The organism is Streptomyces sp. NPDC111744, from assembly GCF_055634995.1.
In genome coordinates, this window is the sequence record NZ_JBVKCG010000003.1 from 602997 (window position 1) to 625300 (window position 22304).

At 70.1% G+C, this 22304-nt stretch carries 17 protein-coding genes and 2 pseudogenes; 12 read left to right on the plus strand and 7 right to left on the minus strand.

What is annotated here, in order from left to right; translation table 11 throughout:
• The first annotated feature begins 377 nt into the window (after positions 1-377).
• On the plus strand, positions 378-719 hold the full coding sequence (locus tag ACZ7OO_RS09980) for an acetyl-CoA synthetase (RefSeq protein ID WP_471503315.1): 342 nt from the start codon (positions 378-380) through the stop codon (positions 717-719).
• 47 nt (positions 720-766) lie between these two features.
• Here the strand turns inward: ACZ7OO_RS09980 and ACZ7OO_RS09985 are convergent, their stop codons facing one another.
• The gene (locus ACZ7OO_RS09985; protein ID WP_471503317.1) at positions 767-3412 is read right to left on the minus strand and encodes a WD40/YVTN/BNR-like repeat-containing protein; all 2646 of its coding nucleotides are present in this window, start codon (positions 3410-3412) and stop codon (positions 767-769) included.
• A 787-nt stretch (positions 3413-4199) separates the two neighbouring features.
• Here ACZ7OO_RS09985 and ACZ7OO_RS09990 point away from each other — a divergent pair.
• Complete coding sequence (locus ACZ7OO_RS09990; RefSeq protein WP_471503319.1) at positions 4200-5849, plus strand: alkaline phosphatase family protein; 1650 nt, start codon at positions 4200-4202, stop codon at positions 5847-5849.
• A 51-nt stretch (positions 5850-5900) separates the two neighbouring features.
• Here ACZ7OO_RS09990 and ACZ7OO_RS09995 read toward each other — a convergent pair whose 3' ends face one another.
• The 3 genes from ACZ7OO_RS09995 to ACZ7OO_RS10005 are packed head-to-tail and all read right to left on the minus strand — an operon-like array spanning position 5901 to position 8785.
• Positions 5901-6989: an ABC transporter substrate-binding protein gene (locus ACZ7OO_RS09995; protein WP_471503321.1), complete on the minus strand. Its 1089-nt coding sequence runs from the start codon at positions 6987-6989 to the stop codon at positions 5901-5903.
• A 57-nt stretch (positions 6990-7046) separates the two neighbouring features.
• Positions 7047-7925, minus strand: a complete 879-nt coding sequence (locus ACZ7OO_RS10000) for an ABC transporter permease (RefSeq protein WP_471503323.1) — start codon at positions 7923-7925, stop codon at positions 7047-7049.
• Positions 7922-8785 (minus strand): ABC transporter ATP-binding protein, encoded by an 864-nt coding sequence (locus ACZ7OO_RS10005; RefSeq protein ID WP_471503325.1) that lies wholly within the window; start codon positions 8783-8785, stop codon positions 7922-7924. Before ACZ7OO_RS10005 ends, ACZ7OO_RS10000 begins: the two co-directional genes overlap by 4 nt.
• Positions 8786-9031: 246 nt before the next feature.
• On the opposite strand from ACZ7OO_RS10005, the gene ACZ7OO_RS10010 reads away from it, so the two are divergent.
• Together ACZ7OO_RS10010 and ACZ7OO_RS10015 are read left to right on the plus strand one after the other, a co-directional pair.
• Positions 9032-10696 carry an ATP-binding protein gene (locus tag ACZ7OO_RS10010; protein ID WP_471503327.1) on the plus strand — a complete coding sequence of 555 codons (1665 nt, stop codon included), beginning with the start codon at positions 9032-9034 and terminating at the stop codon, positions 10694-10696.
• Positions 10693-11382, plus strand: a complete 690-nt coding sequence (locus ACZ7OO_RS10015; protein WP_471503329.1) for a response regulator — start codon at positions 10693-10695, stop codon at positions 11380-11382. The genes ACZ7OO_RS10010 and ACZ7OO_RS10015 overlap by 4 nt, the downstream gene beginning before the upstream one ends.
• Positions 11383-11482: 100 nt before the next feature.
• Here the strand turns inward: ACZ7OO_RS10015 and ACZ7OO_RS10020 are convergent, their stop codons facing one another.
• Positions 11483-13078: a glycoside hydrolase family 32 protein gene (locus ACZ7OO_RS10020; protein ID WP_471503331.1), complete on the minus strand. Its 1596-nt coding sequence runs from the start codon at positions 13076-13078 to the stop codon at positions 11483-11485.
• A gap of 223 nt (positions 13079-13301) precedes the next feature.
• Between ACZ7OO_RS10020 and ACZ7OO_RS10025 the strand changes: the two genes are divergently transcribed.
• From ACZ7OO_RS10025 to ACZ7OO_RS10040, 4 genes are read left to right on the plus strand one after another with little or no spacing between them, the layout of a single operon-like run.
• A complete protein-coding gene (locus tag ACZ7OO_RS10025) occupies positions 13302-14711 on the plus strand; it encodes an extracellular solute-binding protein (protein WP_471503333.1) in 1410 nt (469 codons plus the stop codon).
• Positions 14708-15658 carry a carbohydrate ABC transporter permease gene (locus tag ACZ7OO_RS10030; RefSeq protein ID WP_471503335.1) on the plus strand — a complete coding sequence of 317 codons (951 nt, stop codon included), beginning with the start codon at positions 14708-14710 and terminating at the stop codon, positions 15656-15658. The genes ACZ7OO_RS10025 and ACZ7OO_RS10030 overlap by 4 nt, the downstream gene beginning before the upstream one ends.
• 13 nt (positions 15659-15671) lie before the next feature.
• Positions 15672-16526, plus strand: a complete 855-nt coding sequence (locus tag ACZ7OO_RS10035) for a carbohydrate ABC transporter permease (protein ID WP_471503337.1) — start codon at positions 15672-15674, stop codon at positions 16524-16526.
• On the plus strand, positions 16523-17914 hold the full coding sequence (locus ACZ7OO_RS10040; protein WP_471503339.1) for a glycoside hydrolase family 32 protein: 1392 nt from the start codon (positions 16523-16525) through the stop codon (positions 17912-17914). Before ACZ7OO_RS10035 ends, ACZ7OO_RS10040 begins: the two co-directional genes overlap by 4 nt.
• Positions 17915-17970: 56 nt before the next feature.
• Here ACZ7OO_RS10040 and ACZ7OO_RS10045 read toward each other — a convergent pair whose 3' ends face one another.
• A complete protein-coding gene (locus ACZ7OO_RS10045; RefSeq protein ID WP_471503341.1) occupies positions 17971-19035 on the minus strand; it encodes a LacI family DNA-binding transcriptional regulator in 1065 nt (354 codons plus the stop codon).
• A gap of 1195 nt (positions 19036-20230) precedes the next feature.
• On the opposite strand from ACZ7OO_RS10045, the gene ACZ7OO_RS10050 reads away from it, so the two are divergent.
• Positions 20231-20698 (plus strand): hypothetical protein, encoded by a 468-nt coding sequence (locus tag ACZ7OO_RS10050; RefSeq protein ID WP_471503343.1) that lies wholly within the window; start codon positions 20231-20233, stop codon positions 20696-20698.
• A gap of 400 nt (positions 20699-21098) precedes the next feature.
• Here the strand turns inward: ACZ7OO_RS10050 and ACZ7OO_RS10055 are convergent.
• Positions 21099-21221, minus strand: a pseudogene (locus ACZ7OO_RS10055) (alpha/beta hydrolase); the annotation flags it as partial.
• A 105-nt stretch (positions 21222-21326) separates the two neighbouring features.
• On the opposite strand from ACZ7OO_RS10055, the gene ACZ7OO_RS10060 reads away from it, so the two are divergent.
• The 3 genes and pseudogenes from ACZ7OO_RS10060 to ACZ7OO_RS10070 all read left to right on the plus strand — a co-directional run bounded on the left by ACZ7OO_RS10060 (position 21327) and on the right by ACZ7OO_RS10070 (position 22293).
• Complete coding sequence (locus ACZ7OO_RS10060; protein ID WP_471503345.1) at positions 21327-21614, plus strand: hypothetical protein; 288 nt, start codon at positions 21327-21329, stop codon at positions 21612-21614.
• An 81-nt stretch (positions 21615-21695) separates the two neighbouring features.
• Positions 21696-22082, plus strand: a pseudogene (locus tag ACZ7OO_RS10065) (transposase); the annotation flags it as partial.
• Between the two features lie 70 nt (positions 22083-22152).
• On the plus strand, positions 22153-22293 hold the full coding sequence (locus ACZ7OO_RS10070) for a hypothetical protein (protein ID WP_471503347.1): 141 nt from the start codon (positions 22153-22155) through the stop codon (positions 22291-22293).
• Positions 22294-22304 lie beyond the last annotated feature (11 nt).

A 22304-nucleotide genomic window follows, 5' to 3' on the forward strand; every position in this document is an offset into this window, starting at 1 on the left:
TCCGTGCGGGACGTGCGGGACGTGCGTCAGGACGCCGACACCCTCCTGCGCCCTACATGGCCATGTCATGTCAATCCACCCCGTCCGCCCTCTCTTCGTCGAGACCAACGACACCCCTCCCTCCCGTGCCGCACCGCGGGGCATGCTGGTAGTAGTACGGGCGTTCAGGCGAGGAGTTGCCGATGCGGTGGTGGGCCGGGGTGTGGGTGGTCGCCGGGGTTGCCGTGCTGGCCGCATGCGGCTCGTCGGCGCGCGGGGGCGGCGCGGGAGGGTCCCGGAGCCTCTCGTCCGAGCCGTCGGCCGGTGTATCCGCAAGCGCGTCGGCAAGTGCGCCCCGGGGCGGTCCGTCCGCCTCCCCCACTGCCTCCGTATCGCCGGTGGGCTGCGCCGCCGGTCACACCGACGTCACTGTCACCCCCGACGGCGCCCCCGAGCAGCGGCTGTGCGTCCGGCCCGGGACGGTGGTCTCCCTCGTCCTGCGGCCCCGTACGGACGACAGGCGGTGGACGGCGCTCCACAGCTCGGCGCCCGCCTTCGTACTGCCGTCCGGGTGGCGGGTGGACGCGGACGGCACCGCCCACGCCACCCTGCGGTGCGCGAGCGTACGGCCGGGAGCCGCCGACGTCGGCGTGACGGCGAAGGCTCCGGACGTGGCGGGAGCGGCGCGCCCGGCGTTCACCCTGCACGTGAGCGTGGTCCCGTACCCGACGCAGGGGTGACCCCGGCCCAAGGCCGGGGTCACCCCTGCGTCACCGACACCTATGGCTCAGCGGCAGTCGCGCACCTTGATGCGGTAGATGCCACGGCCGTGGGTGGCCGCGTACAGGGTGCCGCCGTCAGGGCTGAGCTTCAGCTGGAGCACGGCGACGGCCGGAAGGTTGCCGACGCGCTGCCACGTCGTGCGGCCCGGCGCCCGGTAGACGACGCCCAGGTCGGTCGCGACGGCGAGGCCGCCGTTCGGCGTGACGACGGCGGAGTCGGCCGGCACGTCGGGGAGGTTCTTCGAGATGTCCTTCCAGGTGGTGCCGCCGTCCTTGGACTCGAAGACGTGGCCGACACCGGCGCCGGGGCCTTCGGTCCAGTGCCGGGAGAAGCCGCTGACCTCCAGGTACACGTGGTCGGAGTTCTTCGGGTCGATGGCGAAGCCGCTGAGGTAGCGGTTGGGCACCGTCCCGTCCACCGGCAGGGCGATGTCGTGCCAGCCGGTGCCGTCCGCGTTCCCGACGGAGATGCCGCGGGCGAAGCCCTGGTTGTTGCAGGGACCGCACCAGGCCGCGTACACCTTGCCGCCCGAGGCCGCGACGGCCGTCGCGGTACGGCCGGCGCCCAGGTCGTACACGCTCTTCCACTCGTCGCCGCTGCGGATGGCGTAGCCGTGGGTCTGCACCCACACATGGCGGCCGCCCGCGACCCAGGTCGCGCTGTCCTTCATGTCGGCGGCCAGCGGGGCGATGAAGCGGGCCTCGCCGGTGGCGTTGTCGGCCGGGGCGACGTTGTACGACGTGATCTTGCTGGGATCGCTCACCCAGGAGCCGTCGTTGACGGCGCAGTTCTGGGTCACCTGGATCGCGAGGTAGACGTACTCCTCCGCGATGTTGCAGCCGTTGGCAGGGTCGGTGAGGGTGTCGCCGCCGTCACCGCCGAAGTTGGAGCCCATCACCTTGTCGTTGCCGCGCAGAATGGACTGGCCGTTGTCCTGCAGACCGCCGGTGACGGAGACGCCGCCGTAGGTGAGGTCCTTGCCGACGCCGACCGAGTAGTACTGGAGGGTGTCGATGGTGCCGTCGTTGAGGGAGGTCCAGTCGGTGGCGTGGCCGGAGGGGTCCTGGGCGCCGTTGACCGGGCGCTTGTAGGCGCCGCCGTCGTTGCCGACGTACACGTAGCTCTTGCCGTGGTAGCTGCCGATCGCGACGCCGTGCTGGTCGGAGTGGGTGGTCTGGTTGCAGTCGCCGGTCTGCTTGGCGGGGTCGATGCTCCAGCAGGAGAAGCCGAAGTTCCAGTACGGGCCGACGGTCGACCAGCTGCTGCCGCCGTCCTTGGTCTCGTAGACCTCCTCCAGGCCCGCGTACACGTGCTCCGGGTTCTTCGGGTCGACGGTCAGGAACTGGTTGTACCAGGCCTGCACACCCGGCATGTAACCGCTGGAGGTCAGCGCCGAGCCGTCGGCGGCCAGGCCCTTGTAGTCGGCGATCTTGGTCCAGGGCCCGGTGGGAGAGCCGGACTTGGAGACGTAGATGCCTTCCAGTCCGCTGTCCGGGTTGGTGTTGAGCTGTTCCGGCGACTGGTCGACGGCGTAGTAGCGGGAGCCGTCGGCGGAGCGGGCGAAGGTGACGTTGCCGACGTTGTCCGGGTCGGCCGGGAGGTCGCCCAGGCCGCCGGTGATCCGCGTCCAGGTGCCGTCGGAGCCCTTGGTGTAGAAGCCGTTGTAGTCGTCACCGCTGCGCCAGCCGACCGCGAGCACGACCTTGCTCGGGTCCTTCGGGTCGATCGCGATGTCGTTGGCGATGTTCTTGTACGCGGCCGACTCGTCGTCCGCTTTCGAACCGCCCGGCAGATACTCCGGGTTGGGCGCGAACTCCAGCTTCCAGGCGCCCTTCAGCCTCTTCGTCGAGTGGCTCCACACCCCTTCGCTGGTCGCCGCCCACACCTTGCCGCCGCCGAAGCGGAGCTCGTGGATCGTGGTCGACTCCAGCTCGTCGCCACCGACGCGACTGCGTGACGAGAACGTGCCGTGGTGCGGGTCGGACAGGACGTACACACCACTGCCGAGGTAGGCGTCCGCGTTGGTCGTCGCCTCACCGGTACCCAGCCACAGCCGCCCGGCCCCGTCCAGCGCGAGGGCGCCCGTGGACTGCGAGGACAGCCGGTCGCTGACGGGCTGCCAGTGCCCACCGCCGGTGCGCGAGCGCCACACGCCGCCGCCGGCACTGCCCGCGTACACGTACCCGTCGTCATCGGCGGCCATCGCCGCCATCCGGCCGGTGACGTTGCCCGAGCCGCCGCTGGAGTTGGAGTCGTAGTCGCGGTAGCGCGGGTCGTCGGAGTTGTACGGCAGGCCGGTGACATGGTCCCAGCTGCCGCCCGTGCCCGGCAGCCTGGTCAGGCTGGTCCAGGCGGCGCCGTACGCGCCCGGCGCGACGATGCCGGGCGAGGTGCGGGCCTCGGCGTACTGGTCCGCGCCCTCGGCGATCTCGTCGGCCTCGTTGCCGCCGTCGCCGCCCTCCCCCGCCGCCATGGGGCTGAGCGCGCCCACCGACTGTTCACGATCCCCGGCGACTTGCGCGAGAGCGCGCGCCCCGAAGGGGCTGCCGCTCGGTCCGGACGCGGCTCCCGCGGGTATCGCGACGAGAGCGGCGGACGCTGTGATGGCGCAGATCGTGAGCCATCGTCTCTTACGGGTTGGTGCTGACACCAAGGCCTCCTACACGGGCAGTCCGTACAGCCGTTGCAGGAGACCCGACCACGGACGAGGGAGAGTGTCCCGGCCTTGAGGAAATCTTTGTCCAGCACCTGTCACCTCGGCCCCCGCTCGCGTCTGCGCCCTCACCGCGGCTGCCCGACGCGCAGGGGAACGGCTCGGCGCCGGAGAGTCCGCCACGGCTGCGGAGGACCGCGCGGTGTACCGGCGGGTGAACACACCTGCACGCGACCCGTCCGGGCTTCACGCCGTATGAGATCGCCGAGCCGACCATGATCCGGGGTCCTGGTCGCGGCCGTCGAGCCGGGCTGCGACGACCCGGCCGTCCGCACCGGGATTGCCCGCTGTCCCATCCGCTCACCGACCCCGCGGCGCGCATCCTGGCGCCCTCCAGCGGGGTCCTCGCGCCCGGGTCGATCAGCTGGGGTGCACGGGCGCCGGCGGGTGCCTCACCCACCAGCCGCACGAACAATCCCCTGGCTCTTCGCCGCAGGCGACGTCGTCGACCACACCTGCCGGCAGGACGTCACCGCCGTCGGTGGCCCGGTCCCGCCGGCGGGACCGAACTGAGCTGTGCGCCGCCGGCGACCTGCCGACTCCAGTCGTTCGGCTCGCCCGAGGCCGCGGACGTCCCTCCTCCCTGGGGAAAACCGGACCTACTTGGCGAAGACCCGACCGCTCATTCCGGGTGTGTTCACACATGCGCCGTTTCCGGTACACAAGGCGCCACTGTGATGAGCCCGGCACCCGCAGCCCGCACCGAACACCCGGGAGACAACAGATGTCCAGACGTTACGTCAGGTCCGCAGCCGTCCTCGCCGCCGCCGGAGTCCTGACCGGGGTGACCGCCGCCCAGCCCGCCGCGTTCGCCGCCTCCCCTCACCGGGCCGCCGCCAGGCATGTCCTGCTGGTCTCCGTGGACGGGCTGCACCAGTCGGACCTGGCCTGGTACATCGCCAGACACCCGAAGTCCGCGCTGGCCCGGCTGGTCGGCGGCGGTGTGGAGTACACCCACGCCAGGACCACCACGCCGTCCGACTCCTTCCCCGGCATGGTCGCCCAGGCGACCGGCGGCACTCCCGGCACCACGGGCATCTACTACGACGACACCTACAACGCCGCGCTCCTCCCGGCGGGAACCACCAGTTGCAAGGGCGTCAAGCCCGGGGTCGAGGTGGACCTCACGGAGGACCTGGACAAGAACCAGGCCTCCATCGACGCCGGTCAGGGCCTCGCGGGCCTGCCGGACAGCATCCTGTCGATGACCGGCCACCCGGCGAGCCTGATCAACGCGTCGAAGCTGCCGGTCGACCCGAAGACCTGCGAGCCGGTGTACCCGCACTCGTATCTCAAGGTGAACACGGTCTTCGAGGTGGCCCGCCAGGCGGGTCTGCGTACCGCCTGGTCGGACAAGCACGCCGCCTACGAGATCCTCAGCGGCCCCTCGGGCACCGGCGTCCAGGACCTGTTCACCCCGGAGATCAACAGCGACGCCCTCGGCTACGCCGCCGGCAACGACTGGACCACGGACAACAAGGCCACCGAGCAGTACGACGGCTACAAGGTGAAGGCCGTCCTCAACGAGATCGACGGCTACGACCACAGCCGCTCCCACAAGGTCGGCACCCCGGCGATCTTCGGCCTCAACTTCCAGTCGGTCTCCACCGCGCAGAAGCTGCCCGCCTCCGACGGCCTCAAGGGCGGCTACACCGCCAAGAACGTCCCGGGCCCGCTGCTGGTGAAGAACCTGGACTTCGTCAACACGGAGATCGGCGCCCTGACCGCCGAGATCCGCAAGCGGCACCTGTCCGGCAGCACCACCGTCATCCTCTCCGCCAAGCACGGCCAGTCGCCCACGGACCCCGCCGCGCTCACCCGCGTCGACGACGGCCCGCTGCTGGACGGCCTCAACGCCGCCTGGAAGAAGCTCCACCCCGGCGCCGCCGACCTGGTGACGCACGCGGTGGACGACGACGCCATGCTGCTCTGGCTCTCCGACCGCTCCGCGGCCGCCACCGCCTTCGCCAAGACGTACCTGCTCGCGCAGAACGGCACCGGCACCGACATCAACGCCAAGCCCAAGGCCTACACCCGCAGCGGGCTCAGCAAGGTCTACGCCGGCCAGGCCGCCGCCGACTACTTCCACGTCAAGGCCGGCGACGCCCGGGTCCCGGACCTCCTCGGTGTAGCGCAGTACGGCGTCGTCTACACCGGCGGCACCAAGAAGATCGCCGAGCACGGCGGCGGCCACTCCGACGACCTCGCCGTTCCTCTCGTCGTGTCCGGCGCCTCCGTCCCGGACGGCGTGCGCGACTCCGCGAGTGTGCAGACCAAGCAGATCGCACCGACGATCCTGAGCCTGCTCGGTCTGAACCCCCGCTCCCTGCAGGCCGTGCGCGAGGAACACACCACCGTGCTTCCGGTCCGCTGACCCGTTCGGTGCGCCCCGGCCGCGTAGGCCCGGGGCGCACCGGCCGCAGGCTCAGCCGTTCGGGCCGGCCGGGGTCGTGGTCGTCTTGAAGCCCTCGGTCTTGTTGGCCTGGATGGCGAAGTCGTTGGTGAACGTCTTGCTGAGGTCCACCGACCCCTTCACGTTGCCGACCAGCTTCTCCGTCGCCAGGGAGGTCTTCGGACCACCGGCCGGCATGAGACCGTCCGGGAGGAACTGGCCCTTGTCCTGGTTCAGGGCCGAGACGTAGTCGGCCTTGGTCACCAGCTGGTTCGACACGAACGACGCCGGCAGCTTGTTCGCGATGTCGGCCGCGCTGTGCGTGTTGATCCAGTGCATGGTGGCGACGAGCGCGTCGACGACCTTCTGCACCGTGTCCTTGTGCGAGTCCACCCAGTCGGTGCGGGCGAGCACACTGGCAGCAGGGTAGGCACCGCCCATCGCCGCCACGGCGCCGCCCGTGGTGGCCAGGTCGATCGCGGACGTACCGACACCCTTCTTCTGGATCGCGGCCACCGTCGGCTGCGTCGTCATCACGCAGTCGACCTTGCCGTTCTGCAGCGCGGCGATGGCGGTGGAGCCCGCACCGACCCCGATCCGGTGGAACTGGCTGGTGTTCACGCCCTGCTTGGCGCCCAGGAACTGGGTGAGGGTGTCGGTGCCCGACCCCAGGTCGGTGACGCCGAGGGTCTTTCCCTTGAAGTCGGCGGCCGAGTGGACCCCCGATTTCTTGGTGCACATCTCGCGCTCGCCCGGCGCGCCGGAGAGCTGCACGACGTCCTCGACGGCCTTGCCCTTCGCCTGGAACTCGATCGTGTGGTTGTACCAGGCGCCCGCCATGTCCACCTGTCCCGAGGCCATGGCTTCCTCGGCGCCGACACCGCCGTCCTGCTCGCTGCTCAGCTGGACGTCGACGCCGTACTTCTTGTAGTAGCCCAGGTTCTGGGCGAGCTGGTACGGCAGGTAGATCTGCTTGTCGATGCCGCCGACCATGAGCTTGACGGTCGGCGTGGAGCCCGAACCACCGCTCGAGGCCGAGGAGTTGCCTGAACAGGCACTGGTGGCACCGAGGGCGAGAACGGTGAGGACGGACGCGGCGACGGCGACGGGTCGTCTGGACATGACTGATCACATTCCTTTGCTGAGGGTGTTGCGAAGAAGGGGGTAAGCGCGGTGCTGTCAGAGGGAGTTCGCCTCGGACGGGGCCGGCGGGCGCCAGGACAACAGCCGGTGCTCGAGCTTGCCGATCAGCCACTCGGCGCCGAGCACGATGACCGAGATGACGAGCATCGTGGCGAACACGCCGTTGGGGTCGAAGTTGTTCTGCGCGGTCTTGATGACCAGGCCGAGGCCGCTCTGTGCGCCGAGGACCTCACCGACCAGCGCGCCGACGATGGCGAAGCCGAAGGCGCTGTGCAGGCTGGCGATGATCCAGGTGAGCGCGGAGGGCACGGTGACATGGCGGATGATCTGCAGTTGCGAGGCGCCGAGGACCTTGGTGTTGGCGAGGATGTTGCGGTCGACCTCGCGGACGCCCTGGAAGGCGTTGAAGAAGACGATGAAGAACACCAGCACCGCGGCGAGCAGGATCTTCGGCAGCACGCCGATGCCGAACGCGACGATGAAGATCGAGCCGAGGACGATACGCGGGATCGCGTTGACCATCTTGATGTAGGGGCCGAGCACGTCGGCGAGGAAGCGGCTCTGGCCCAGCGCGACGCCGACGACCACTCCGCTGACGGCCCCGAGGGCGAAGCCGACCAGCGCCTCCTGGATCGTTGTCCAGATGTTCGAGTAGAAGGACCCGAACTCGGTGCCGTGCTGGAAGAGGTCGACCAGCCGCTTGGCGATGCCGGACGGCTGCCCGAAGAAGAACGGGTCGACGATCCCCCAGGTGGTGAACGCCTGCCAGCCCCCGATGACGAGGGCCGCGAGGCCGATACGGCCCGCCCACACCAGCAACGTGCGCCGCCGGGCGGCGCGCCTGGCGGCGGCCGCGGTCGAGGACTGTGCGCCGTCCTCGACCAGGGCGGGGGAAACAGCGGACGTCGTACTCATGCCGTACCTCCTGCGGTGCGTGCGTAGGCGCGCTCCACCTCCTCGCGCAGGCAGTCCCAGATCTTGTGCTGGAGTTCGATGAAGCGGGGCTGGAAGCGGATCTCCTGGACCGAGCCGCGCGGGCGCGGCAGGTCGATGTCGAAGACCGCCTTGACCGAGCCGGGGCTGGACGTCATGACGACGACCCGGTCGGCGAGCGCCACGGCCTCGTCGAGGTCGTGGGTGATGAAGATGACCGACGGACGGATCTGCTCCCACAGGCCGAGGAGTTCGGTCGACATGATCGCCTTGGTCTGTACGTCCAGGGCGCCGAACGGCTCGTCCATGATGAGGATCTTGGGTTCGTTGATCAGCGCCGCGGCCATCGCCACGCGCTTGCGCATGCCGCCGGAGAGCTGGTGCGGGTAGCGGTCCTCGAATCCCGTCAGGCCCACCCGGCGCAGCCAGTCGCGTGCCGAGGCCTGGGCCTGCTGCTTGGGCACCTTGCGGAAGACAGGGCCCATCAGGACGTTGCCGAGGACCGTCTTCCAGGGCAGCAGCGCGTCGGTCTGGAACATGAAGCTGACGCCGTCGGTGACGCCGTCCACCTCACGGCCGCCGACCCTGACCGAGCCCTCGCTGGGCCGGTCGAGCCCGGACACCATGCTCAGCGTCGTCGACTTGCCACAGCCGGTCGGGCCGACCACCGCGCAGAACTGGCCAGGTTCCACGGTGAACGAAACGTCCCGCAGTGCCGTGAACACCTTGCCCGCAGGAGTCAGAAACCGTTTGGTGAGTCCTGAGATCTCGACTCGCGCGCTGTCCTGGCCGTCGGCCGTCTCGGCGACGTGGCCCGTCGCGACGTCGTTTCGCGAAGCCATCTGAGGCTGTCTCCTTCCCCGATTCGGAGGTCCTCGGAGGTCGAGGAAGGCAGACGCTAGAGGCCTCGCCGTGTTACGTCGCCGTTTCAGACGTATCCCGCGTTAGCCGCGTTATCAGGGGTTCTGCGCGTTCTGCTCAGCGGACCGGGGGGTGGGCAGGACGTCCGCGGTAGGACACAATCACGCCATCACGGGTACGGCGAAGGGGCCGTGCCCGGCCGTACGACAAGGGCGAAGTCACCTGTGATGCCCATCCGTATCCGGATCGGCCGCGGCGGGAAGGGGAGGCTCTCCGCGCGGATCCTGGCCAACCAGCTCGTCATCCTGGCCCTCACCGGAGCCATCGGCTTCGTACTGTTCGCGTTCGCGCAGCGGGCCGAGATCGACCGTGCCTACGAGCAGCGGGCACTGGACATCGCGCAGACCACTGCCGCCGATCCGCAGATCCGGCAGGCCATGGCGCAAGGGGCCGACGACGGCATCGTGCAGACCGTCGCCGAACGGATACGGAAGGCATCGGGGGCGTCGTACGTGGTCGTGATCGACCTGCACGGCGTCCGCCACTCGCATCCGGTCCCGGCGCTGATCGGCGAGCCGGTGGACGATCCCATCGTGGTCCTCGACGGCCGTCCCCACGTCGGCTCCGACCAGGGCGCGACCGGGCGGTCCGCCAACGGCAAGGCTCCGCTGAAAGGGCCCACGGGCACGCTGGTCGGCGAGGTCTCGGCCGGCATCCCCGAACACGATGTGCTCGGCGAGCTGTGGCGGGAGCTGCCCACCTTCGGCCTGTACAGCGCGATCGCCGTCGCACTCGGCTCGGCTGCCGCGTTCCTGCTGGCCACGCAACTGAAGCGGTCGACTTTCGGGCTGGAACTGGAGGAGATCGCCGGACTGTTCCAGGATCGCGAGGCCATGCTCCACGGCATCCGGGAGGGCGTGATCGCCTTCGCTCCCGACGGCCGGATCACCGTGGTCAACGACGAGGCCCGCAATCTGCTCGGCCTCGGTACGGCGCTCGGCAGCCGACTCGAGGAGGTGTTGCCGGAGGGGCGGCTGCGCCGCGCCCTGGACGGCACCCTGACCGGCGCAGACCTCAGTGTGCTGACCGACGACCACTGCCTGGTGGTCAACCGGATGCCGGTGACGCTGCACGGCCGTGAGCTGGGCGCGGTGGTCACCGTACGCGACCGCACCGAGCTGATCGGGCTGCTGCGCGAACTGGACTCGGTGCGCGGGCTGACCGATGCCCTGCGCGCGCAGCAACACGAGTTCACCAACCGCATGCACACGGTGGCCGGGCTGCTGGACATCGGCGACCACGACGCCGCCTTCGAGTACGCCGTGGAGTCGGCCGGCGCCGACCAGGCGCTGACCGAGTCCGTACGCGAACGGATCGGCAACGCACTGCTCGTGGGGCTGATCGTCGCCAAGACCACGGTGGCCGCGGAACGCGGGGTACGGATGGTGCTCAGTGACGACTCCGCGCTCGGCGAGGACCCGCCGCATCTGCGCCGGCTGCTGACCATCGTCGGCAACCTGCTGGACAACGCGATCGACGCGGCGTCCGGGGGACCGCCCCCGGCGGGTGGCCGGGAGGTGCTGCTCTCGCTGGTGGAGGCCGTCGACCTGGTGATGGTGCGGGTCGCGGACAGCGGCCCGGGGATTCCGCCGGGCGCCACCGAGTCGATCTTCGAGGACGGCTGGTCGACCCGGCCCGACCGGGGCACCGCCCGGCGCGGGCTGGGGCTTGCCCTCGTCCACCGGCTGACCCAGCGGCACGGCGGGACGATCACGGTCACCGAGGGGCCGGGAGCGGTCTTCACCGTCGTTCTGCCGCTGCCGGACGCCACCCCCGTGCCACGGTACGCACAGCTCACGACGGCCTCGCCGACCGGAGGTGACGCCGGATGATCCGGATCCTGGTGGTGGACGACGACTTCCGGGTCAGCCACATCCACTGCGACTACGCGTCCCGTATCGAGGACTTCGAGGTGGTCGGCCGGGCGTCGACCGTGGCCGAGACACTGGACGCGGTGCGCACCCTCCACCCCGACCTGCTGCTGCTCGACATATTCCTGCCGGACGGCAGCGGACTCGACGTGCTGCGGCAGCTCAGCTCGGACGAGGGCGGCGCCCGCCCCGACGCGCTCATGATCACCGCCGACCGGGACATCACCTCGGTACGGACCGCGATGAAGCTCGGCGCCGTGGGCTACCTGGTCAAGCCGTTCGGCTCCGCCGACCTGGCCGAGCGTCTCACCGCCTACCGCGAACTCCAGTACCGCACAGCCGCGTTGGGCCTTGCCCCGCGGACCGACCAGGCCGACGTGGACGCCCTCTTCAGCGCCGCCCGGCCACCGGTCGTCCCCCGGGTCCCGGCCAAGGGGCACTCCGCACCGACCCTCGCCCTCCTGCACCAGGCCCTGCGCACCGCCCAGGACGCCCTGTCCGCCGCCCAGGCCGCCGAACTCACCGGCGTCTCCCGCGCAACGGCTCAGCGTTATCTCTCCTACCTCGTACGGGAGGGCATGGTCCGGCTCGAACTCCGCTACGGCGCCACCGGCCGTCCCGAACACCGCTACAGGATCACCCGATGACCCGGGCGCCGAGCCCACCTGACGGGGGCAGCTCGCCGGGCGAGCGGTTGAGCACCGCCAGGTTCACGCGTACGGTCCGCACACGCGTCCCCGGCCGGCCTCACACCGAGAACTCGCGTATCACCGTGTTGCGGAACACCGCACTGCCGCCGATCGTGAACATCGCGAGCCGGGTGTCCAGCAGGTACGGGAACACCTGGCTGGTGTGCACGTAGCGGCCGTCGTCGACGAACATCTCCACGGACGTGCGGTCCACCAGGATGCGCAGCTTCACCGTGCCGGCGGACGGGTCGAACGGGGTGTGGCTCTCCTGCCATTTGCCGGACGTGTCGGCGTTCACCGTGTTGCGTCGGTTGAGGAAGGCGTAGTCGGCGTAGATTCCGGCGTCGATGTGCCGACCGCCGTCCGGGGAGCGCCTCAGCTGAAGGCCGGCACCGGTGAGTTGGGACCAGGCGATCTCGGTCGTCACCTCGTAGGAGATGCCGGTGTAGTCGAGCACCTTCGTGCCGTCCACGGTCACGTCGCCCAGGTTCACGGTGCGGGAGACATGCGAGTCGAGGCCGGCGACGGGCTGGGAGGCGAGGTAGTAGGTGCCGTCGGACGCCTTCTTGAGGGTGACCTCGCGGACGACGGAGTCGGTGCCGTTGAAGCCGTCGCAGTCGATGGTGGGGGTGGTGTTGACGTAGTCCCAGTCGTTCACCCAGCCGATCGCGTACCGGGCGGTCGCGTCCACCGCGCCGCTCGCGTCCCGCTTCTCGAAGGTGACGGCCGCGTACCAGTCCCAGCCGTGGTCGAGCCACTGCGGGTCGCTCGCGTCAGCGGTGAACGCGCTGCCGTCGAAGGCACCCGTCCAGTAGGCGTACGTGTTGGGCAGCCCCGAGCCCTTGCCGTTGGCGCTCGCGCCGAGCACCCACTTGACGGTGCCGTCGCCGGCGGTGATGCGGAACAGGTCGGGGCACTCCAGGACGCCGATGCCGTCGTGGACGAAACCGTCCACGTAGGTCCAGGACTTGAGGTCGTCGGAGTGGTAGAAACCGATCTTGTCGTTCTCGGCGAGGGCCATCACCCAGCGGTCCCGGTCCTCGTCGCGGATCACCTTGGGGTCGCGGAAGTCGGCGACGCCCGGGTTGGGCAGGACGGGGTCGGTCCCGTAGTTGCCGAAGGTGACACCGCCATCGGTCGAGTAGTACAGGAACTGCTCCTGATGGTCGGTGCCGCCGCCGGGGGACATGGTGACGATGACGACGACCGCGCCGGCGCCGAATCCGGCCGTGTTGCCGGTGTCGACCACCGCCGAACCCGACCAGAGGTCGCCGCCTGGCGTGGTGTCCTTGGGCACGGCGACCCCGCGGTCGGTGAAGGAGACCAGGTCCTTGGTGGTGGCCAGGCGCCACGCGGTGCCGACGACACCGGTGAAGTAGTCGGCGTTGTAGAGGTAGTAGTAGTGGTACTCGCCGTCGATCCAGACGGGCCGCTGCGGGTCGTTCTTCCACTGGTCGGGAACCGTGAAGTGGTACGCGGCGCGGTAACTCGCGCCGCTCGCCGCAGCCTTGACCTTGTTCTTGTCCTTGGTCGTGGCTTCGGGCTGCGGGGCGGCCGTGGCCGTGGCCGTTCCGGCGGACAGCAGTGCGGCGGCGGTGCCCGCCGCCGATCCCGCGAACAGTGATCTCCTGGAAATCCCCGATGTTCCGGGCATGACGCATCGTTCCTCTCCTGGCGGCCCGTGCGGGCCCGTGGCGGCTCGTCACGCACGCGAGTGCGGCTCACAACGCGGAGGGCGTGAAAAAGCGGCTCGCGTGAACGAGGACTGTAGACCTAACTCGTTAAAGGTCAAGCGTTCCCGACCCTTGACAGGCCTGTTGCCCGGTTCCCATCATCTGGGGCATCACCCCTGAACTAACACGAGTTAGGCCCGTTTGATGACTGACTCGCACCTTCCCCGCCGCAGGCTGCTGCGGTACGGCGCTTACGGGGCGGGCGCAGCCGCCCTGGCCGCGACCGCCGCGAGCTGGGACCGGCTCACCGGAGCGGACGTCCCCGGCCGCGACGACGGCTCCCTTGTCGTCGCCACCCTCGGCTCCGCCTTCGACCCGGCCACCGTCGATGCCCTCACCAAGGGCTTTTGCCGTCTCCACCCCGGCATCCCGCTGCGGGTGAACGCGGTACAGGCCGTCGACTGGTCGGATTTCTTCGCGAAGATCCTCACCCAGATCGCCGCGGGCAGCGCGCCCGACCTGGTGTATGTGGCCACCGAGGGCGTGCAGCTGTTCGCCCGGCGGCTCGGCGTGCCACTGGACCGCTGGGTGCGGCGGGACGCGGCGGACCTGCGTGAGTACTTCGCCGACGTCCACCCCTCGCTGGTGGAGTCGATGATGTACGAGGGGAACCTCTATCAGCTGCCGATGGAGTTCAACGCCGCCGACATGTACCTCAACAAGCAGGTACTCGAGCGGGCGGGCGCGGGTTTCCCGTCGGCCGACTGGAGCCGCGACGACTTCACCGCGCTGCTGCGGGAGATGAAGCGTGCCGGCGATGCGCACTTCACGCCGTACTTCTGGACCAACCGGCTGTGGGGCGGCGTGGTGCCCTGGCTCTTCGCAAACGACACGAACCTGCTCCAGGAGTCCAAGGCACCCGGCGGCTCCTGGCTGTGGGACACCTTCTACCCGGCCGCCGACCGGCAGGGGCGCGGCGGGGGCTTTCGCTGGACGACCCCGCAGGCCACCGCCGACCGGGTCGAGGAGGCGTACGACTATCTCGCCTCCCTCGTCCAGGAAAACCTGTGCACCCGGCCCGAGGGCGGCAACGGCAGCAATCTGGTCGGCGTGTTCTCCACCGGCCGCGTCGGCGTCACGCCGGCGGGCGGCTTCTGGGCAGGTGGCCTGCATCTGGCCGGCATGCGGGCCGCCGACTACGACGTGCAGTACTTCCCGCGCTGGCGTACCCAGCGCCACCAGTTCGGCGCGGCGGGCTACGCGCTGCTGCGCACCTCGAAGAAGCAGGAAGCCGCCTGGGAGTTCATCAAGTACGCGGCCCGCAAGGACACCATGACCCGGCTGTTCCGCGGCAACCAGACCACACCGGCCCGGCGCTCGATGCTCAACGCCGCCCGCTACGCCGCGAGCGGCCCGGCGCACTGGCAGGTCTTCTACGACACCCTCGACCGGTTTCCCGACACCGGCCCGATCCCCGCGCCGCCGCAGGTCGCCGAGGTGACCGACGTCCTGCTCAAGTACACCGGCACCGCGCTGGCCTCGCCGCGTGCGGTGCGCCCCGCGCTGCGCCGGATGCAGGGCGACCTGGAGCAGGCCATGGAGCGTGAGGTATGACGAACACCCAGGTCCCGGCCGCACGTCCACGGCCCGCCGTGCCACCCGCCGTCGCCGTGCGGCCCTCCGTCCGCGACCGCGGCGCGCGGCTGCTGTCCGTCCTGTTCCTGACGCCCACGATCGTCGGCATCGTCGTCTTCACGGTCGTGCCGATCATCGGGTCCATCGTGCTGAGCCTGTTCCACTGGAACGTGATCGACCCGCCGCGCTTCGCCGGCGGCGCCAACTACCGTACGGCGTTCACGGACTCGACCGTCCTGGTCTCCTTCCGCAACACACTCCTCTTCATGGTCCTCGCGGTCGCGCTGCAACTGCTGATCGCGCTGGCGCTGGCGCTCGCGCTGAACGGGCGGATGCCGGTGTGGCTGCGTTCGGTGTTCCGTTCGGCGTTCTTCTTTCCGCTGGTGCTGTCCGCCGCATCGATCTCGGTGGTGATGAAGTACCTGTTCAACCAGGACTTCGGGGTGGTGAACTGGCTGATCGGCCTGGTCGGCGTCGCGCCCGTGCCCTGGCTGACCTCGGAGCACGCGGCGATGGCCACGGTGATCCTGGTCTACGTCTGGCAGCAGTTCGGTTTCTCGTTCCTGCTGTTCGTCGGCGGTCTGAACAACATCCCCAAGGAGATCCACGAGGCCGCCGCCCTCGACGGCGCGACCGGCCTGCGCAAGCACCTCGGCATCACGCTGCCGCTGCTGTCGCCGACGCTGCTCGTCGCGTCGGTGGTCGGCATCATCAATGCCCTGCAGGTCTTCGAACAGCCCTACGTCCTCACCGACGGCGGACCCGGCGACGCCACCCGCACCGTGGTGATGGTGATCTACGAAAGGGCGTTCGAGCAGCTCGACTTCGGCGAGGCATCCGCGGTGGGCGTGCTGCTCTTCGCCCTGATCATGGCGGTCACCGCCCTCCAGTTCCGGCTCAGCCGGCGTTTCGTCCACTACCAGTGAGCCGGTGAGCCGCATGAGCCAAGCAACCATGACCCTGAGCCGCGTACGCTACTCGCTCGCCCCCTGGACCCGGATCGCCGGACTGACCGTGTGCGCCCTGCTGACGCTCGGCCCGGTCATCTGGACCGTCTCCACCTCCCTGCGCACTCCGGCCCAGTCCTTCGACCTGCCCCCGCAGATCATCCCGACGCACCCTACGACCGCGGCCTACCGCGGAGTCTTCGAGCGGATCGACGTGTGGCTGCTCGCCCTGAACTCCACGCTGGTGACGGCGCTGATCGCCCTCGGCCAGATGATCACGGCAGGTCTCGCCGGATACGCCTTCGCGCGCCTGCAGTTCCGCTTCAAGAAGCCGCTGTTCGGCCTGGTCCTGGCGACGATGATGGTGCCGTTGCAGGTCACCATCGTGCCCGTGTTCCTGGTGCTGAAGTCGATGGGCCTCACCGACACGCTCCTCGGCCTGATCATTCCGGCCTTCCCGACCGCGTTCGGCACGTTCCTGATGCGCCAGTACTTCCTCGGCATGCCGAAGGACCTGGGTGAGGCGGCCATGCTGGACGGCGCGGGCCCCTGGCGGATCTTCCGCTCGGTGTACGCACCGCTGGCCACACCCGGCCTGGCGATCGTCGGCGTGCTGGCCTTCAACTACCACTGGAACGAGTTCTTCCGCCCGCTGATCCTGGAGACCTCCAGCCAGAACTACACGCTTCCGCTGGGTCTGGTCTCGCTGCAGGGCAACCTCGGCACCGGGTCGATCTCGGTGGTCCTGGCCGGAGTCGTGCTGTCGATGCTGCCTGCCCTCGCCGTGTTCGTCGTCGGCCAGCGCCCACTGCGCGAGGGCATCACCTCGGCAGGAGTCAACCGGTGAGCCACGACCCCCACGCACCCCGGTTCCGGATCAGTCCGGCCGCGGGCTGGATCAACGACCCCAACGGCCCGTTCCGCTGGCGCGAACGCCGACACCTCTTCTACCAGTACAACCCGGACGCCCCGGTCCACGCCGACATCCACTGGGGCCACGCCTCCAGCCGCGACCTCGTCCACTGGGAACACCACCCGGTCGCCCTCACGCCGACGCCCGGCGGCCCCGACGAGGCCGGCTGCTGGTCGGGCTGCGTGATCGACGAAGCCGGCACACCGACCGCCGTATACACGGGAATCGACCGTGCCCACGCCGGACTCGGCACCATCTGCCTGGCGCGGGCGGCGGACCCGGACGACGAGCGGCTGACCGAGTGGAAGCCGCTGCCGACGCCCGTAGTGGCCGGGCCGCCGCCGGGACTGGACGTGGTGATGTTCCGCGACCCGTTCGTCTTCCGCCACGCGGACAGGCGCTGGGCCCTGGTCGGGGCCGGGCACGCCGACGGCACGCCGTCGGTCCTGCTCTACGACTGCGACGACCTGACCGACTGGCGGTTCGCCGGTGTGCTGCTGGACGGCAAGGACCCGGTGGCCGTCGCCGCGTTCGGCGAAAAGGCGGTGGGCTGGGAGTGCCCGCACCTGTACGAGACAGCGGGCGGCGACCACGTACTTCTGGTGTCCCTGTGGGACGGAGATCCCTGCTCGACCGGATACCTGACCGGCCGTCTGCAAAGGGACGGCCAGGGAACGCTGACGTTCGTGACGCGCGCCGGCGGCCGGCTCGACCAGGGGCGGGACTTCTACGCTCCGGCCGTGCTCCAGGAACCGGGCCGCACACTGCTGTGGGGCTGGTCGTGGGAGGCCCGCCCGCAAGACGAGGTGCACCGGGCGGGATGGGCAGGCGTACTCACCGCGCCACGGGTCGTCGACGTCCACCCCGACGGCTCGTTGCGCGTCCGTCCGGCCCCGGAACTCGACCTGCTCCGCCCGGCCGAGCCGTTCGTCGTCGCGCCGGGCCGGGTTCCGCTTCCACACACGTACGACCTGACGATCACCGCATGCGGACCGACCACGGTGAGCCTGCTCCGGGACCCGTCGGGCCGGGAGCTGACCCTCCGGGCGGACCCCGCCGGCGGAACCGTCCTCCTCGACCGCGGTGCCTGGCCCCGCACCGGCAGGGAAGGCTCCGCCCCGATCACCGTGCACGTGCCGAAGGCGCCGGAACTCGCGCTCCGGCTGCTCGTCGACGGCTCGCTCCTCGAACTCTTCGTCGCGGAACGGGCCATGGTCACCGAGCGCGTCTACCGGCGCCCTGGCGACATCGCCGAGCTTGTGGTCGACGGGCCGGGTGCCCGGGTCACCGGGTGGGCGCCGGACCCACAGAGGCGCGGCTGACCACGGGGCAGGCCAGGCGCCGGGCGGTCGCGGGCGGCGTCCACCGGGTGCCCGGGTCACCGGGTGGGCGCCGGACCCACAGAGGCGCGGCTGACCACGGGGCAGGCCAGGCGCCGGGCGGTCGCGGGCGGCGTCCGGCCGGTGTCTATGGCGTCCAGGAGCAGCCGGGCCGCCGCCTCGCCCATCGCCCGGTGCGGCAGCGCGACCGAGGTGAGGGGCGGGGTGAGAAACGCGGCCATGTGCTCCTGGTCGTCGTAACCGACCACCGACAGATCGGCGGGGACGTCGAGCCCAAGCCGGGTCGCGGCGTGCAGGACACCCGCCGCGACCCGGTCGTTGTAGCACAGGACGCCGGTGGGGCGGCGATCCGGCTCGACCCCGTCGAGCAGGCGGAGCGTCCCTGTGTATCCCGCGGAGATCTCCCCGCCGCCGCGCACGATCCACTGCTCGGGCACGGTGACGCCCTCGGCGCGCAGTGCGTCCCGGAAGCCGCGGGTACGTTCGGCCGAAGCGATGTCGTCCAGGCCGCCGATCACGGCGAGCCGGCGGTGGCCCGCGTCGAGCAGCAGGCGGGCCGCGGTACGGCCGCCGGCGCGTTCCGCCGGGACCACGGCGGGCAGGGAGTCGTCCTCGGGCAGGCAGTTGGCGAGCACGGAGTGGGTGCGGTGCAGTCCCTCGGGGACCCGGACCCGGCGCAGTGACATGGCCGCGTAGATGATGCCGTCCACGCGCCGGTCGAGGAGTTCGGCGACGGCCGCGTCCTCCTTGGCCGGGTCGCCGCCGGAGTCGACGGTGAGGACGAGATGGTCGCTTTCCCAGGCCGTCTCCATGGCGCCGCGCAGCAGCCGACCGGCGAACGGTGAGGACGCGATCTCATCGGTGACCAGCCCGATCACGGCCGTACGGCGACGGCGCAGACCGCGGGCGACGGGATCGGGGCGGTAGCCCAGCTGTGCAGCGGCTTGCCGGATGCGTTCCTGGGTGGCGGGCGACAGGTTGCCCTCGGCCCGGCCGTTGAACACGAAGGACACCGCGGTGTGCGACACACCGGCGAGCCGGGCGACGTCCCGAGACGTGGGGCGCCCGGTGCCCGTGCTCCTGCTGTCCTCAGCACCGCCCACGCCGTCCGCCGCCCTCGCCCAGCCCGTCCCTGTCGATCTGCGTCCACCCTATCCGCGGGGAACGCCACGGCACACGGGAGACCTACGAGGCCCTGAGGGCAGTCCTGACCGTCCGACTCGATCACGTGATTCCACGGAAGGCGAGGACGGTTACGGGTCAGGGCAGTCAGTGGAATTGGCCAGGCAGGTCCCCAGCCACACGGCTGCTCACCCCCACCCGGTCCCTTCGGCCTCAATCCGGCCCCAACACCTGGACTGCCGCCCCGAGGGTCGCCATAGCTGGACTCCGTACGTCTTGCAGCTCAGCTGGAGCGAGACGGGCACCGAGCCCGTGGCCGGCGCAGTCACCTTGACGAGGGTGCCGTCCACGCCCTGAGCCTCGGGGGGCGGCGCGGTCGAAGACGCCGACCTGCCAGGTGCCGCTGGGGGCGGGGCGTCGGGGGCCGGGCCCAGCCTGACCGGGAGGGGGCCGGCGGGCACGTAGTCGGTCTGCGTGGCGGTGGCCGAGCTACCGGTGCGCAGGGCGGTCTGCTGGCCGGTGGTGCCGGTGCCGAAGCTGACCGGGGCGGTGCCGGACGGGGCCGGGGTGGTGGTGCCGGACGGCGCCTCGTCTGGTCGGTGGGCTGGTCCGTGCGGATGCTGTCGAGGCCGGGGTCCCGGGTGGTGCCGGCGACCGCCGAGTCGTCGGCGAGCTTCACCAGCGTACTCACGCTGGTCACGGGCGGCAGTCTGCGAAGCAGATCGTCCGTTGCCCGACCGGGCAGCCACAGCTCGGGCCGCTTGATCACACGGTGTCCGCCTGGACGCTCGGGGGGGGGGAACGGGCCTCAGGAACCAGTGCAGTTCCGGCCTGAATCCGTGGGCCAGGTATGGGTGCGCGCGGCGAGGGCGAAGGGGGCTTTGCGCCATTGTGAGGCGTTCAGTGCAGGTGAGGCAATCGCGATTCAGCCAAGCCTGCGCCGAGTACCTCCCCCACCTTGTCATCGAACTAGTGTTCCCTTGTTGTCGGATCGACCGACCGGCATCAACGGAAGGGAACACCATGCGCACAGCAAGACCCCTGTCCGTAATGAGTGTTGGCCTGGCCACGGCCGCTGTTCTGGGTTTCAGTACGTCGGCCTCGGCGGTAACGCCGGACGCCTCGGACAACTCGAACCCCTCAGTTGGGCACGTGATGGTGGACGGACACCGCGTGGTGACGGGGACCACCATCGGGGAGTGGGGCAGGACGACGAAGGGTGAGCTGTACTCCTTCACCTACAAGGCCGGTGAGGCCAAACCCGCCGGGTCCGCTGCTCCGGCTGCGGCGAGCTGCTCGGTGTACATATCCGATGTCTCCTTCCACGGGGCCGGTGCCGGGGCGTGGTTCCAGTGGGAGACCTCGCAGGCGTGCAGCGGCTCGTTCGGCTCGCAGAAGCTGCAGACGCAGATGTGGCGCAGCTCGTGGAGCGGGCCGCGCGGCTACAACGACTGGCACGGCACGGGGCTGACCTCGAACAGCTTCATCGACTACGGGTGGTCGACGGACTGTGACGACGGGGGCGGCACCTACACCTATTACCCTGTGATGCAGGGCTACGCCAGCGGGATCGGCTGGGGCCCGAAGACCCGCTCCAACAACGATCTACGCAAAGGATGCGGGACCAGGTCTCCGAATCCGTAGGAGAGACGCATGGTCGAGCAACCCCCCACGCGGTACTCGCCCGAAGGCACGCCCCTGGGGCGCACCGCGGACAACATCAGATTCAGCACCAGCTACTCCGCTGAGACCCCACGGGCCCGCAAGCTGTGGTGGAGAATCAGGGACGTTCTTCGGCGGCCGGTGAAGAACAGCAGCTAGAGCCACTGGTCATGCGAGCACCAAGCGCTGGGCCCTCTCCACAGGAACACCTCGTGGAGAGGGCCCAGTTCCGTCGGGAGAGATTCGGAGACCTCCTTCAGGACAGGCGCTGATCGTGGCGCAGAACAGCCAGGACGATCACCGCGGTCTTCCCGGGTGGCAGGATTCGCCACCGGGACCGGATCGCACGGCTACCGTCCGCCGGTGGCCTGACGGCCCGGCGTCACTTCAGGTGCCGGGCGAAGAACTGGGCCGCGGCGTCCCCCGCGAACTGCGGGACGCCGGTGTGCCCACCCATATTGGCGTGCAGCGTCTTCTCCTTGGAGCCGAAGGCGTCGAACAGGTCCTCCCGGTGAACCTATGCGGTCACGGCACTAGGGCGCGTATCGAGTCGTGATCAAACTGTCTACTTCGCCCGCCGCCTGTGCGACTCGCGTGAGAGCATCCGTCCATGAGCAGCGACCTGGAAGTGAGTGCTCTGGCGATCAACGTCACGATCCCGCAGGCGCTCCGCTGGACGGACACTCGACGTGGTGAAGAGTTTCAACTGACCACGCTCAACATCCGGCTTCTCCGGGACGGTCACCTCGCCGCGAAAGCCTATGGCCGACCAGTCGGCGGTGGTCGGAGCGCATATGTCTCCTTCCCGGTCCCCGACGAACCAGAACTGGCGGCCCTGGTTGTCGACGCGGCCAGCCGCGCCGGGACGTTGTGGGCCGCCCATCGCGGTCTCGGCTGAGCCTGGTTCGGCGCGAGGGCAGACGGTGGCAGTTCCGGACTCCGCTCTCGCGGCGGGGTCTGGTCCGGTAGATCTTCTTGTGTGACGCGAGTGCAACTGACGGACGCAGAGCGGGAGTTCACCGGGCCGCATCTGCCGGTCGGCGAGTGCGGCCCCTGCCCCGAGCGGCTCCGGGAGCAGTTCGAGGGTGTGGTCTGGCGGTTCAGGACCGGCGGGCAGTGGCGGGAGACGCCGCAGGAGTTCGGCGCCTGGTCGACCGTGCACAACCGCTTCCGGCAGTGGCGTGATGCCGGCGTCTTCGAGGCCCTGCTGGAGGGCCTGATCGCGGAAGCCGCGAAGCGGGGCGAGGTGGACCTGTCCCTGGTCAGTATCGACTCCACCACCGTGCGGGCCCACCACGATGCCGCCGGGATACACCTGGGCGAGGACGTCATCACCCAGCGCCGAGCCCGCCGCGGGCGTGCAGGTCCAGCGGGCCACCGACGCCTACCGTGCCGCGGTCCATGAGCTGTTCACAGAACTGGCTACCCGGGCAGACGTGCGGGATCCCGAGATGCTCGCCGTCCAGCTGCACACGCTGTTCCACGGCGCCGGTGTCGTTGTCAGCAGCAGCAGCCGGCGCAGCACGCTGATCGCCGCCACACGGGCCGCCGCCGAAACGCTGATCGCCGCCGCCTGACGTCGCCAACC